The 12,683-nt window shown below is 53.5% G+C and carries 12 protein-coding genes; 6 read left to right on the forward strand and 6 right to left on the reverse strand.

What is annotated here, in order from left to right; all coding sequences use genetic code 11:
- Positions 1-118: 118 nt before the first annotated feature.
- The 3 genes from tyrR to phhA form a co-directional block, all read right to left on the reverse strand.
- Positions 119-1,657: a transcriptional regulator TyrR gene (tyrR, locus tag ACMHXE_RS00375; RefSeq protein WP_286995963.1), complete on the reverse strand. Its 1,539-nt coding sequence runs from the start codon at positions 1,655-1,657 to the stop codon at positions 119-121.
- A gap of 198 nt (positions 1,658-1,855) precedes the next feature.
- Positions 1,856-2,194, reverse strand: coding sequence for a 4a-hydroxytetrahydrobiopterin dehydratase (locus ACMHXE_RS00380; RefSeq protein WP_413731086.1), 339 nt, complete (start codon positions 2,192-2,194; stop codon positions 1,856-1,858).
- Between the two features lie 54 nt (positions 2,195-2,248).
- The gene (gene phhA / locus ACMHXE_RS00385) at positions 2,249-3,040 is read right to left on the reverse strand and encodes a phenylalanine 4-monooxygenase (protein ID WP_100145291.1); all 792 of its coding nucleotides are present in this window, start codon (positions 3,038-3,040) and stop codon (positions 2,249-2,251) included.
- A 286-nt stretch (positions 3,041-3,326) separates the two neighbouring features.
- Between phhA and galU the strand changes: the two genes are divergently transcribed.
- From galU to ACMHXE_RS00415, 6 genes are all read left to right on the forward strand, one after another.
- Entirely contained in the window at positions 3,327-4,238 is a 912-nt protein-coding gene (gene galU / locus ACMHXE_RS00390; protein ID WP_101056648.1) for a UTP--glucose-1-phosphate uridylyltransferase GalU, read from the forward strand.
- Complete coding sequence (gene galE / locus ACMHXE_RS00395; protein WP_413731087.1) at positions 4,235-5,248, forward strand: UDP-glucose 4-epimerase GalE; 1,014 nt, start codon at positions 4,235-4,237, stop codon at positions 5,246-5,248. The genes galU and galE overlap by 4 nt, the downstream gene beginning before the upstream one ends.
- Before the next feature lie 2 nt (positions 5,249-5,250).
- A complete protein-coding gene (gene napF, locus ACMHXE_RS00400; protein WP_101056631.1) occupies positions 5,251-5,730 on the forward strand; it encodes a ferredoxin-type protein NapF in 480 nt (159 codons plus the stop codon).
- Between the two features lie 115 nt (positions 5,731-5,845).
- Entirely contained in the window at positions 5,846-6,250 is a 405-nt protein-coding gene (locus ACMHXE_RS00405; RefSeq protein ID WP_165565339.1) for a bactofilin family protein, read from the forward strand.
- Between the two features lie 152 nt (positions 6,251-6,402).
- Positions 6,403-7,377: a LysR family transcriptional regulator gene (locus ACMHXE_RS00410; RefSeq protein WP_101056633.1), complete on the forward strand. Its 975-nt coding sequence runs from the start codon at positions 6,403-6,405 to the stop codon at positions 7,375-7,377.
- A gap of 288 nt (positions 7,378-7,665) precedes the next feature.
- Positions 7,666-9,933, forward strand: a complete 2,268-nt coding sequence (locus ACMHXE_RS00415) for an OmcA/MtrC family decaheme c-type cytochrome (protein ID WP_101056634.1) — start codon at positions 7,666-7,668, stop codon at positions 9,931-9,933.
- 106 nt (positions 9,934-10,039) lie between these two features.
- Here ACMHXE_RS00415 and ACMHXE_RS00420 read toward each other — a convergent pair whose 3' ends face one another.
- The 3 genes from ACMHXE_RS00420 to mak form a co-directional block, all read right to left on the reverse strand.
- The gene (locus ACMHXE_RS00420; RefSeq protein ID WP_107110267.1) at positions 10,040-10,714 is read right to left on the reverse strand and encodes a DUF2982 domain-containing protein; all 675 of its coding nucleotides are present in this window, start codon (positions 10,712-10,714) and stop codon (positions 10,040-10,042) included.
- Between the two features lie 68 nt (positions 10,715-10,782).
- Positions 10,783-11,445 (reverse strand): YdcF family protein, encoded by a 663-nt coding sequence (locus ACMHXE_RS00425; protein WP_224866350.1) that lies wholly within the window; start codon positions 11,443-11,445, stop codon positions 10,783-10,785.
- 313 nt (positions 11,446-11,758) lie between these two features.
- Complete coding sequence (gene mak / locus ACMHXE_RS00430; RefSeq protein WP_412495965.1) at positions 11,759-12,661, reverse strand: fructokinase; 903 nt, start codon at positions 12,659-12,661, stop codon at positions 11,759-11,761.
- Between the last annotated feature and the right edge of the window lie 22 nt (positions 12,662-12,683).

A 12,683-nucleotide genomic window follows, 5' to 3' on the forward strand; every position in this document is an offset into this window, starting at 1 on the left:
GAGAACCGGTTTGTAAACTTTCACTGACGCTTGCCAACCGCAAGCGCCGGTAAAGGCTTTGCGGTCAAAGATAGCCTAAATTTCAGCCATTCCGGCGGCAAATCCGCTTTACAGGGCTTCAGCGCTTCTTGCTGATCTCATATTCCCTGAGTTTATTGGCAATGGCGGTGTGGGATACCCCCAACTTTTTCGCCAACTGGCGGGTACTGGGGTACGCCGGGTAGAGCCGCCTCAGCAAACCGGCTTCGAACTGTTTCATGGCCTGATCCAAGGTGCCTTCAAACTCCTTGTCGAAATAGCCAAAACCTTCGGCATAAGAAGGCAGTTTCAACTGTTCTATGGTCAATTCGGCCGAACCGTCCCACATGGATACCGCTCTGAATACAGCGTTTTTCAGTTGCCGCACGTTTCCCGGCCAGGCATAGGTCAACAGATGATCGCGACAGGACGCCGAGATCCGCCGCACCGGGCTGGAAAGCTGCTGGCTGTAGTGTTCAAGGAACATCTCCGTCAGCGGGATAATATCGACCCTGCGTTCACGCAGCGCCGGCATATGGAAACTCAGTACATGAATTCGGTAGTAGAGATCTTCACGGAACTCACCGGTCTGACACAACTCCGCCAAATTCTTCTGGGTCGAGCAGATGATACGGACATCGGCGCGCACCTCTACATCGCCGCCGATACGGCGGAAACTGCCATCCTGCAGCAAGCGCAACAATTTGACCTGAGCGGCCTTGGACATCTCGGCAATTTCATCGAGGAAGACGGTGCCGCCCTTGGCTTCTTCGAAGAAACCCCGCTTAACCACCTCCCCCTTACTGACATAACCAAACAGCTCCTCTTCTGCGGCACTGTCGGGCATGGCGGCGCAGTTGATGGCAATAAAGGGTTTCTCCCGCCGCATGCTGGCATCGTGACAAGCCCTGGCCATCAGCTCTTTGCCTGTGCCGGTTTCTCCGGTGATCAGCAAAGGCGCATCCAGCTGTGCCATGCGCTTGGCCTGCTTGAGTACCTCTTTCATTTTATCGCTGACAGCCAGCACGGAATCAAAGCCGCTGCTCTGGCTCTGCAGCGCGTTGAACTGTTTGCCCACCCGCGCCGGCGACTTAAGCGCCACCACGGCGCCGGCGAGAATGCTCTTATCGTTTTCATCCGGCAGATAGATGGGCAGCATTTCGGCCAGATATTCATTGCTGCCAATAGAGACCCGAGTGGCCTGCGCCAACACCTTGGGCTCACTGAGCCAGCGACCAAAATTGAAGCCTTGCACCCAGTGATTGAGGGATTCATCTATTACTTCATGTTCGGCCATGTCCAGAATAAGCAAGGCCGACTCGTTGACAATACGAATTCGCCCCTTTCCGTCGAGAGAGAACACGGCATCCGGCAGGGTTTTCAATAGGGTTTTGAGGGCGTAATGCTCCTGCTCCGAGGGCATAAAAGAAACGGTTCTGACGTCGTGCACCCCTTCCACCTTACGGATTTGGGGCATCAACTCACTCAAGGTCTCAAAACCGACCTCGGCAAACTGCAAATATAAGAATCCCTTGTTACTGGCATCAATAGCGATAAGGTTAATCCCGTATCGCTCCAGCACCATTAAAATATCCTTGGCTAAACCAACGCGATCCTGACAACTAACTTCCAAGCGCATAACTGTCATTCCCTTTTATAATTCAGATTCTTTGGGATTATCGCCTGCTTTGAGAGGTCGGCAGGCGATGTAAAAATGCGCCCTATACGTTAGAAGGTTCTGACACAAGTGGCAAGCTCGCTTTACAGCGTATTTGTAACAAAGGGAGAGGATTCAGTGTGAAGACATAATCAACACACTGAATATATTAGGAAAAGATTAACCCAGCAACTGGTCTGTCTTGGCAGCCATGATAAAGTCGTTACGGTGCAGCCCCTTAATGGAGTGCGACCACCAGGTCACAGTCACCTTGCCCCATTCGGTGAGGATCCCCGGGTGGTGAAACTCTTCTTCAGCCAAGTCCGCCAGCTTATTGCTAAAAGCCATTGCCTGCCGGAAATTTTTAAACTTGTAAACCCGTTCCAGCTGCATGATGCCATCGCGCACCTGTACGCCCCAATCCGGGATCATCCGAATAAGCTCGGCAAGCTCGGCATCTGTCACCTTGGGAGCATCGGCGCGGCATGCTTCGCACTTCATATTGGCCAGTTCAGTCATAACATCTCCTTGAAAGTGGCCTGCACTCTTGCACACAGGCCATTACCGCCAGTATCAGCTGGCTTTGGGTTGAAATTTGGGGGTAAAGAGTCCCAGTCGTTTGGCTTGGGTAACCGCCTTCATAATGTCCATGCGGGCGATTTCATCGAGAAAATCAATATGCTCTATCTCGTAATAGATGGGCTGCATAATGTCTATCCGATAGGGAGTACGTAACACATCCAGCAGTTCAAAGGGTCTGCGCTCCGGCGTGTCGCTGAAGGCATACAGTGTCTCGCCCGGCGAGCTCAAAATACCGCCACCGTAAATTCTCAGGCCGTCGGTCTGGGTACGCAACAAACCAAACTCCACGGTAAACCAGTAGAGACGCGCCAAAAAGACTCTGTCTTCCTTGCTGGCATCAAGCCCCAACTGACCATAAATATGGGAAAAATGAGCAAAAGCCGGGTTGGTCAACAAAGGACAATGACCGAAAATCTCATGAAAGATATCCGGCTCCTGCAGATAATCAAACTCCTCCCTGCTGCGGATAAAAGTCGCCACCGGAAACTCCTTATTCGCCAGGAGTTCAAAGAAGCGCCCGAATGAGATAAGCGCCGGCACCGCTGCCGTCTTCCAGCCAGTGGTATCCTGCAACACGGCATCCAGCTCGCCCAGTTGCGGGATCCTGTCTTTAGGCAAGTCCAACGCCTTGAGCCCCTGCATGTATTCATCACAGGCACGGCCAGGCAAGTTGTGTTCCTGACGGGCATACAGCTCCTGCCAGATGGCGTGCTCGTCCTGCGGGTAATCTATTCGGCCATCACTGCCCGGGTGACGGGCCACATATTGAGTTGCTTTACTCATAGTCCATACTCACTGCCTGAATCGTTTCTGATTTCATGTTCACTCAAGGCCGCACTTTTGTTAACCAGCTCACACTTTATTTCCGGAGGCGAGCGAAGAAGATTTGTAAAGAATTGGTTACAAAATAGTATTTAGCTCGGTAAGTTCAGTAGCTTACTCTTGCAGCCCAGGCAGGATTTTTTGCAAGTTTCCAGCAAAATTAGCCCTTTTTGCAAATGGCTTTTCGGTGCCACTGCATTACAATAGGGGCTGATTTATCCCGAGCACCCAAGGTATCTGAATGCCGATAAAATCGACCACCATCCGCAAGGCGGTAATCCCCGTTGCGGGTCTTGGCACCCGTATGCTGCCGGCCACCAAGGCCATTCCCAAAGAGATGCTGCCGGTAGTAGATAAACCCTTGATCCAATATGTTGTCAGCGAAGCCATTGCCGCCGGCATCAAGGAAATCGTGCTGGTTACCCACGCCAGTAAAAACTCCATTGAAAACCATTTCGATACCAGTTTTGAACTAGAAGCCCAGCTGGAACGGCGGGTAAAGCGGCAACTGCTCAATGAAGTGCAGTCCATCTGCCCGCAAAATGTCACTGTGATCAGCGTCCGCCAGGCTCAGGCCAAAGGGCTGGGGCACGCCATTCTCTGTGCCCGTCCGGTAGTAGGTGATGAGCCGTTCGCCGTACTGCTGCCGGATGTGTTGATAGACGATGCTGCCAGCGATCTTTCCCGCGATAACCTGGCCGAAATGGTCAGCCTGTTCGACCGCACAGGAACCGGGCAGATCATGGTCGAGGGTGTACCTCACGAGAAGGTAGACCAATACGGAATAGCCGATGTCAACGGTCACGACCTTAAGCCGGGCGAATCCCAGCCTCTGCTTAAATTGGTTGAAAAACCGGATATCGACGAAGCCCCCTCCAACCTGGCTGTAGTGGGTCGCTATGTGCTGCCTGCCGCTATCTGGCCCTTGCTTGGCAAAACCCCAGCCGGTGCCGGTGATGAAATCCAGCTCACGGATGCCATTGCCATGTTGATGCAAAGCCAGCAGGTCAACGCTTACTATATGCGTGGCAAGAGCCATGACTGCGGCAACAAGTTGGGTTATATGCAGGCAACGGTGGAACATGCATTGCGCCACCCCGAGCTTGGATGTGAATTTGCCGCCTATCTGGGCGATTTGATAAAAGGATGTAAAGCATGACAATTTTGGTCACCGGCGGTGCCGGCTATATTGGCACCCACACACTGGTTGAACTTCTGGCCGCGGGCAAAGAGGTTGTAGTAATAGACAACCTGAGCAACTCAAGTGTCGAAGCCCTGGCCAGAGTCGAAGAGATCAGCGGCAAGAACGTACTCTTTTATCAAGGTGATATCCTCAACAAGGCATTCCTGCAGAAAGTCTTCAGCGACCACAGCTTCGAAGCCGTGATTCACTTCGCCGGCCTTAAGGCGGTGGGTGAGTCCGTTGCCCAGCCGCTCAGATATTATGAAAACAATGTCACTGGCACCCTTATTCTGTGCCAGGTAATGAAAGAATATGGCGTTCGCAACCTGGTATTCAGCTCATCGGCCACAGTTTACGGCGATCCCGCCAGTCTGCCGATCACCGAAACTTTTCCTACATCGGCCACCAACCCTTATGGTCAGTCCAAGTTGATGGTGGAACATATTCTGGCGGATCTGGCCGCAGCCGAACCCAACTGGAACATCGCCCGCTTGCGTTATTTCAACCCGGTCGGCGCCCACAAGAGCGGCCGCATCGGTGAAGATCCCAACGATATCCCCAACAATCTGATGCCCTTTATCGCCCAGGTTGCAGTCGGCAAGCGCGATAAACTCAGCGTCTTCGGCAATGACTACCCCACGGTAGACGGCACAGGTGTGCGCGACTATATCCACGTAGTTGACCTGGCCATAGGTCACCTCAAGGCTCTGGACAAGCTCGCCACCAATCCAGGTCTGGTCACCTATAATCTGGGAACCGGTCAGGGCTACAGCGTACTTGAGATGGTTAAAGCCTTTGAAAAAGCCTGCAAAAAGGCGATCCCCTTTGAGTTTGCCCCACGTCGCCCCGGCGATATCGCCGCCTGTTATGCCGACCCTACCCATGCCACCAAAGAACTGGGCTGGAAGGCTGAGCGCAACCTGCAGGATATGGCCGACTCCAGCTGGAACTGGCAATCCAACAATCCTAACGGTTACAAAGGTTAATCATGGATCTGTCCCGCAGACGCCTGTTCAGTCGCCGCAAGAGTGATGTGGTTCGGCCGCCCTGGAGCAAACCGGAAGCGGAATTTACCGACGCCTGTACTCGCTGCGGCGCCTGTGTGGATGCCTGCGAGACTCAAGTGTTAATCAAGGGGGATGGTGGCTTTCCGGAGCTTGACTTTCAGCGCGCCGAATGCAGCTTTTGTCAGGCCTGTGTCACCCACTGTGAACAGCCGGTATTCAGGCCTCTTGGCGAAGCGCCTTGGCGGCTCATTGCCCAATTTGCCGACAGTTGCCTCGCCCGCCAGGGGATTGTCTGCCAGAGCTGCAAGGATGCCTGCGACGAGCGGGCGATCCGCTTTCCGCCCCTTTTAGGGGCTACCGCCCTGCCGGTATTGGATGCAGAGCGCTGCAATGGCTGCGGCGCCTGCGTTGCGCCCTGCCCCGCCTCTGCCATCAAGCTACGAGAGCCAAACCCCGACTGACTCCCATCCGGGAGCCAAAAATCTGACTCCCACAGCGCCAAATATTAGTGGTTTTGTTACTTTGCGATAACAGGTAATATCGAGTTTCCCCTGATAAAAACCACTAAAAAGTACTATGTTTGGTAAAAATAAAAAAACGGCAGGGCTCACCTATATTGCCCAGGGCAGCAAGATTACCGGCGAAAGCCACTTCGATGATGAGACCCTAATCGGCGGCGCTATATATGGAAAGGTAACAGCTGAAAATAAGCTGATCATAGAAGCCAATGGCCTGGTTGATGGCGAACTTAACTGCCAAGAACTCAAGGTATCAGGGGTGTTTCGCGGTAAACTCCATTGTGAAAAATTGACTATCTGCGGTACCGGGACAGTCGAGGGAGAAGTCGCCAGTAAGTCGATGGAGATCTTCGAAGGTGGTCAATTTATCGGCATCAGAGTCAAAGACGAAGTTAACTTGCTTAAAGAGCTTGGTGATGATATTCCCCCAATGGCTGAACTCAAGCTCCAAACCCAAGAGTAGTGATCAAAAAACGCACTAACACAGGATCTTTATCACAGTTTATTCACAAAGATTTCGAAAAACGCATTGAATTGTGCTTAGTCACAGTATTCATATCTGTGCTGGTCTAGCATCTATCCCTAAAGAGGTACAAATCCATAGGATGGATGCTAATGTCAAGTCGATTATTGAAACAGCTGTGTGAGCTGGATATTTTTACCCTCATGGTGTTCAAGAACATCTATGAAACAGGGCACGCCAACTGTACAGCGCGAGAATTGGCAGTGTCCGCCCCTAAAATCAGCCGCTGCCTGGCGGCGCTGAGATTAGCCTTTGACGACGAGCTTTTCTATCGCCGTCAGCAACAACTCAAGCCTACACCTCTGGCGGAGAATCTATACCAACCGGTTTGCGATTTCATCCACTCAGTGCACCGTCTGGAACAACAAGTTCATCAGAGCCGTCTGCCCTCGAGCGATATCTGTATTCATGTAGCCGTAGCGCATGGGTTACTTTCCTCGCTGGCGATGAAACTGGGACAGACGAACATTCAACAGCAGTTGGGCCAGATCAGACTCTATCCCTGGCAAGATGATTCGGCAGAAAAAATTCACCGTGGGCAACTGGACTTGGGGGTCTGCCTGGAGCACCCCGAACAGCTGGATCTCATTCTGAGTTCGCTCGGGCAAACCATGGGGGTATGTGTTGTCAGCCGCGAAGATCATCCCCTGTGGCAAAGATCGCCGGCCATCACCCTCGAAGATATCAGCCAATATACTTTCGTTTACTTGACCATCAAGGGCTTCAACGAGCGCATGGATCCCATGGAGCTCTTCTGTCAGCAGGAAGGCATTCCCCTATCCCAGGTGCACGCCGTACACGACAGGGAAGAATGGCATGCTCATCTGTTGACCATGGGCAGTGTAGCCTTCAGCACCCCCAATGAAATGGCGCTTATTGAAGGCATGCCTGGCTTGAGAGTGCAACATCTGCCGGAAACCGAAGTAACTAAACTCCACCGGGCATTTTCGCTGCCAAGCTACTCCTTGGTGGAAAAGGCCCCCAGCTATCGCCGTTATTCCGAACAACAAAGAAAACTGTTGCTGAGCCTGGTCACTCAAGAACTTTACCCCAAGGCTGAATATTGAGAACTGATTGATTCCGGCTCATTACCTGGCATCTTTGCTACCTTCAGAATCAGCCCATTCTCCCATTTGTCCAAAACTATCTGCTACTTATAGCCAACTTCCGCTGGTAACTCTGTGCATTCGGTAATTTCAAAAACTGAAATTACCGATTTCGCCACTCGCCATTTCTTTATCAATTTATTAACTCTTATTTCACAAATAAAACAATAAATCAAAACTACTACTTTAGATGTATGTATATTCAAATAACTGCAAAGGCAGTACCCATAATTTGAATAAAGGGACGCTATGATGAAAAAACACAATAAGTCATTACTGGCGCTGGCTCTGACCAGTCTATTGTGCCTTACCGCATGCGGGGACGGTGAGGACGGAAAAGACGGAGCCCCCGGTGAACCTGGTATACCAGGCGAACCCGGACAGCCAGGTGCCCCCGCAGGTTCAAGTACTTCCACCATTATCAGTGCCGGCGATGTCAGTTTCGAGATAGTGCCGGCCGACAACACACTGGCAGGCGGCGAAACCTTCGCCCTCAAGTTCAAGGCTTCGGCCACCAACAGCTCAGGGGAGCGAGTCCCTCTGACTGGCCTGGATCAGGTCGCCCTCTACTCTATTACCGCCATGAGCAATGACTCGGGCAGCGGTGCACCGCTGCAATGGGTCAATAATGCCACGGCTCAGGAACTGGGCAGCTCCATGTATTGCACCCTGGATGGCACCTATAGCTCCAGAGGTCAGACTGGCGATGCCTGTCTCCTGGTTGAAGATCCGGCCGAACCAGGTACCTATACCGGCACTTGGGCACATGACGGGGTCGCCCCCATTATGAATGCCAACGACAACCTCAGCGCACCTCATCGCCTGTTCCTGCGCGCCTATAACCTCAAGGATGCCAGTGGCACAGCCATAGCAGACAAGGTGCTCTCTACGCCGCTGGATTATATTCCGGCATCCGGCGAACTGGTTGAAGCCACAGGTAAGGATACGGTAACAGATGCCGCCTGTATTGCCTGCCACAGTGAAGTCGAAGGCCGCATCGCCAAGATAAACGCGCACCACAACTACCAAAGCACAGAGAAATGCGTTGCCTGCCACAACCCGGCTCTGGTACCGAACGAAGCCCAAAAAGCCGAAGGTTGGGTATTTGATTTCGGTCCCATGGTTCACAGGCTGCATGCCGGCCATCACATCGCAGGTTTCCTCTCAGGTGAAGCCAAAGAGTACTTCGGTGAAATCGGCTTCCCGGCAGAAATTAACAACTGTGCCAGTTGCCACAACAACGGTGACTCCTGGAACGCCAATATCTACCGTGAAGCCTGTGTCGGTTGCCATATCAATGTCAACTTTGAAACCGGCGCCGGCCACTCAGACTTCAACCTGGCCCAGACAGATGACAGCCAATGTCAGTCCTGTCATGGCAGCGGAGCACTCAGCCCTATGCAAGCTCACAAAGTGGGTAAACGGGCTGAATATGCTGAGCTGTTGACCGTTGAATTCACCTCTGCCACGGCTGTAGCTTCTACCACAGCCGGCAATAAACTAGTCACCATCACAGCCAATGTCAGCTTCAATGGTCAACCACTGACAGATGCAGCTCAACTGGCGGTGCTCAATAAAGACGCTACTTTGATAGGCAATGTGGATACCAGAGGCGAAGTCACCCGCTGGGGCAGCAGGCCCGGTCTAGCCAGCGGCAACGCCGTCAATGGCGTGCTGACCCTGACTGCTGATGTACCGGAAGCTCAGGCGATGGGCACCATTTACGTCGGTACCGAGGCTAACTTCTGTGTCGATAACTCAGGTAAGATAGCCGCCTGTGCCGAAGGCATGCCATTCGATGCCGTCAATCCGATTGGCGCCACTTCAAGCGTTAAGTTCTATAACCTTGATGGTGGTGATGCTGTCACAGCCCGCTTTGCCATTGCAGAACGGATGAGCGCCAGCGAAGCCAAGTGTAATGCCTGTCACGGCACCCTGGACTATATCAAGGGTACCCGCCACGGCACCTACACCTTCGATCAGTGTATGGACTGCCACAACAACAGCTATGATGGCTCCTATCACGGCACCTCCGAGTACAATACAGGTAATCTGGATGCCGATGGCAATCCTATATTTGCCGAAGTCCCCGGACTCCTGTATGCCAACCGGGATCTGATGACAGTTGCCCACCGCTTCCACAGTGGTAACTGGGGTGAAGCCGCCATCTTCCGTGACGCTTCAGGCGAGCTGCATGGCTACCCTGCAGTGGAAACCGAGTGTACCGCCTGCCACAAAGACGACACACCGCTGTTCGCCGCCGACGGAGGTCTGACATCCGCCAAGCGTGGGATCAAGATTTCAGCAACCGAGTATATCTCCCCGGTTGCCGAATCCTGCCGTACCTGTCACGCTCACTCTGATGCGGCCGCTCTGGCCCACTTCAAGAGTAATGGTGCCTTAGTTGCCGGTGATGCTGCCACAGACGCCAACCTACCGGTTGAGTCCTGTGCCACCTGTCACGCCGAAGGAAAGACCTATGGCGTAGATAAGGTACACGCAGGGGGTGCTCACTAGTACCGTACCTTGAGGGCTGTCCCTGCAAGGCCCTCCCTCAACTCTGCAACAACAAGGGGACCCAACCGGGTCCCCTTGCCTTTTCTCAACTTACTTAAGCCATAACTTACAACTCAGTAGCCGACACCCTCTGCTGCCACAGCTGTCGCAGTTTATGGACAAAGCTCTCCGGCGGTTGATCCAATGCATCCACGGGAATATAGAGGTGATACCCCAAGTACTTGTCCAGCGTCAGGCAGCGGCGACCAAACATGGCCAATACACCTCGGTAGCGTTCATTATTGACCGTCAGGGGTTCAAACTCGGCGCTGAGTGCCGCTTCCAGTGTTTGCAGTTCTTCATCCTGGGCAGCAGCTGTCATCAGCAAGGGCCGCTGCTCCGACAAGAGCCCGGTCGCTAACCTCGGGGAAATGGCATCCAGTAATGGGTTGATACGTTTGAGCTTGAGCCCTATATAGGGCAACGTCAGTTGCTCCATACCTTGGGTGACTCTGGGCTGATCCAGCCGCTGAATATTATCCCAAGCCACAAACAAGCTACCGCGGCGATGGAAGAACCTCAGCCCTTCGGCGCTGAATTCAAGACTGACATGGGGCTCGAGCTGCTTGGCAATACCCAGCACCAAAGACACGGCCCCCAGGGCAAAACACGCGATTCCAGGGGCAAACATCCAGGGCCAACCGATAAACAACACCAACCCCAGGACTATGCCCAGCCCTCCAGCCAGAGTCAATGTAATGCCATTGCGCTTGCTGCCCGGCCTTATAGTGATAGTTTCCATAACGCTTTCGCTCTATTATCAGCGGCTTGTCAGCCGTTTATTCATTTCATGACCAGGGTTCAGAACCATTAGCGGCCGGTAACAGTCAACCAGGCCAATCCCAGGTATTCGTGCAGCGCCTTTTGTGAATCATCCAGATTGGATGTGCTCAGGCGCCACCAGTGATCGCGCCTAAGCAGAAAACCGGTCGGTGCCGCCTGAGGTTCAAGCCCGGTCGAGCGGAATATTCGCATCGCCCTTGGCATATGGCTGGCAGAAGTGACCAGGATCAGTTGTCTGCCACCCAAGGCATCTATCCCTTTATCATCAGTGCCGGCACCGAAGGTCTGCCGCAACGCCTGGGCTTCCTCTATGGTATCGCGGGCCGACTCCAGCATTAGAATTCGCGATGGCTCGGCCCCCAACTCGATGGCAGCCTCGGCCATTCGCCGGGCATGACTCTGCTGCTCAAGACCGCCGTTCCAGCCACTGACCGCCAACAGGCAATCTTTGCTGTTGGCGGCCTTGAGCTGCGCCACCCCTTCACTGAGACGCTCAAGCGCCGTTGCCGACAACATATGTCGCGCGAGTCCGCCAACCTGATCATCATGGCCAGACCCCAGTACCATCACCACACAGGAGCGCGCCGGCGCAGCGGTATAAAGTGGATACTGACGCTCAAGCCCCGCAAGCAAAGTGCTGCTGCCGATAGAGCTGGAAAGCAGCAGCAACCAAGTTATGGCAAAAACCATCAGAGCGCGCGCTACTCCCGGCCTGCGACGGATATAAAAACAGGCCAATAGCAGAGTGACCAAGGTTAGCGGGATGGGCATAAAGAATTGAGATAAGATTTTTTTCAGCCAGAACACGCTTGATATCCGAAGGTTGGCAAAAGTAGCCATAGCTTACAGAAGCCTTACCCGACTGACCAGTGATTGGCGAAGGGCTATGGACTCGCTTGCCCCAATACATGTTCGAACGCTTTTCCCTTTTGTCTAAAGTGCCTAGAGTGTCTAAAGTACCTAAGTCGAATATCAGTAACACGGCCCGGGCGCCTTGCCAAACTCAGTCCCGGCCCCACAACCAAGCGGCGCCGCGTACCCCGGAGGAGCAGCCGTAGTGATTGGCCAACACAGGGGTTCGGCACTCGCCGCCGACCACATAGCGCTTGAGTCTTTCCGGCAATGCCGGATAAATGGCCTGCACATTGGACATACCGCCGCCAAGTACAATGGCGTCCGGATCCAGCAGATTGATCACATGGGCCAGAGAACGGGCCAGACGGTCAAGATAGCGCTCAAAGGCCGCGCCGGCCTCGGCATCCCCCTGCTCCAGCAATGCCATCACCTCGGCGCCCGAGCTGAGCTGCGTCCCGGCGGCCTGGTTATAGTCGCGAACAAACCCGGTTCCCGAAATAAAGGTTTCGATGCAATCGTGCTTGCCGCAAAAACACTCAGTGCTGTTGAACTCTTCGGCACGTATCCAGGGCAAGGGATTATGGCCCCACTCACCACCTATGCCATTGCCACCCTGATGCACCTTGCCATTGATGGCTATACCGGCACCACAGCCTGTGCCTATGATCACCCCGAACACCACCTCTTTACCTGCGGCGGCGCCATCCAGCGCCTCGGAGACCGCAAAACAGTTAGCGTCATTGGCAACCCGCACTTTGCGCCCCAGACGCTGCTCAAGATCTCTATCGAGCGGATGACCATTTAACCAAGTGGAGTTGGCATTTTTCACCAAACCGGAAAAGGGCGAGATCACTCCGGGAATGCCAATACCCACAGTTGCTGTCATTTCCAGCTGCGTCTCGGCTTCATCGACCAAGGCACAGATGGCCTCAAGGGTCGCCTGATAGTCTCTGGGGGTAGCTATTCGCTTGCGAAACAGCTCACTCCCGGAATCACCCAAAGCCACCAATTCAATTTTAGTGCCGCCCAAATCAACGCCGATACGCATCATGCTTGCAACTCCGGTGTGTATA

The organism is Shewanella sp. BJSY2023SW007 (genome assembly GCF_047314525.1).
In the GTDB taxonomy this organism is placed as follows: Bacteria; Pseudomonadota; Gammaproteobacteria; order Enterobacterales; family Shewanellaceae; genus Shewanella; species Shewanella chilikensis.

Coding starts and splice junctions, on each gene's coding strand:
- phhA (WP_100145291.1), bottom strand. CDS start 3,040: ATGAGTAAAGCAACTCAATATGTGGCCCGTCACCCGGGCAGTGATGGC.
- ACMHXE_RS00405 (WP_165565339.1), top strand. CDS start 5,846: ATGTTTGGTAAAAATAAAAAAACGGCAGGGCTCACCTATATTGCCCAG.
- mak (WP_412495965.1), bottom strand. CDS start 12,661: ATGATGCGTATCGGCGTTGATTTGGGCGGCACTAAAATTGAATTGGTG.
- ACMHXE_RS00415 (WP_101056634.1), top strand. CDS start 7,666: ATGATGAAAAAACACAATAAGTCATTACTGGCGCTGGCTCTGACCAGT.
- tyrR (WP_286995963.1), bottom strand. CDS start 1,657: ATGCGCTTGGAAGTTAGTTGTCAGGATCGCGTTGGTTTAGCCAAGGAT.
- napF (WP_101056631.1), top strand. CDS start 5,251: ATGGATCTGTCCCGCAGACGCCTGTTCAGTCGCCGCAAGAGTGATGTG.
- galE (WP_413731087.1), top strand. CDS start 4,235: ATGACAATTTTGGTCACCGGCGGTGCCGGCTATATTGGCACCCACACA.
- ACMHXE_RS00420 (WP_107110267.1), bottom strand. CDS start 10,714: ATGGAAACTATCACTATAAGGCCGGGCAGCAAGCGCAATGGCATTACA.
- ACMHXE_RS00410 (WP_101056633.1), top strand. CDS start 6,403: ATGTCAAGTCGATTATTGAAACAGCTGTGTGAGCTGGATATTTTTACC.
- ACMHXE_RS00425 (WP_224866350.1), bottom strand. CDS start 11,445: ATGGTTTTTGCCATAACTTGGTTGCTGCTGCTTTCCAGCTCTATCGGC.
- ACMHXE_RS00380 (WP_413731086.1), bottom strand. CDS start 2,194: ATGACTGAACTGGCCAATATGAAGTGCGAAGCATGCCGCGCCGATGCT.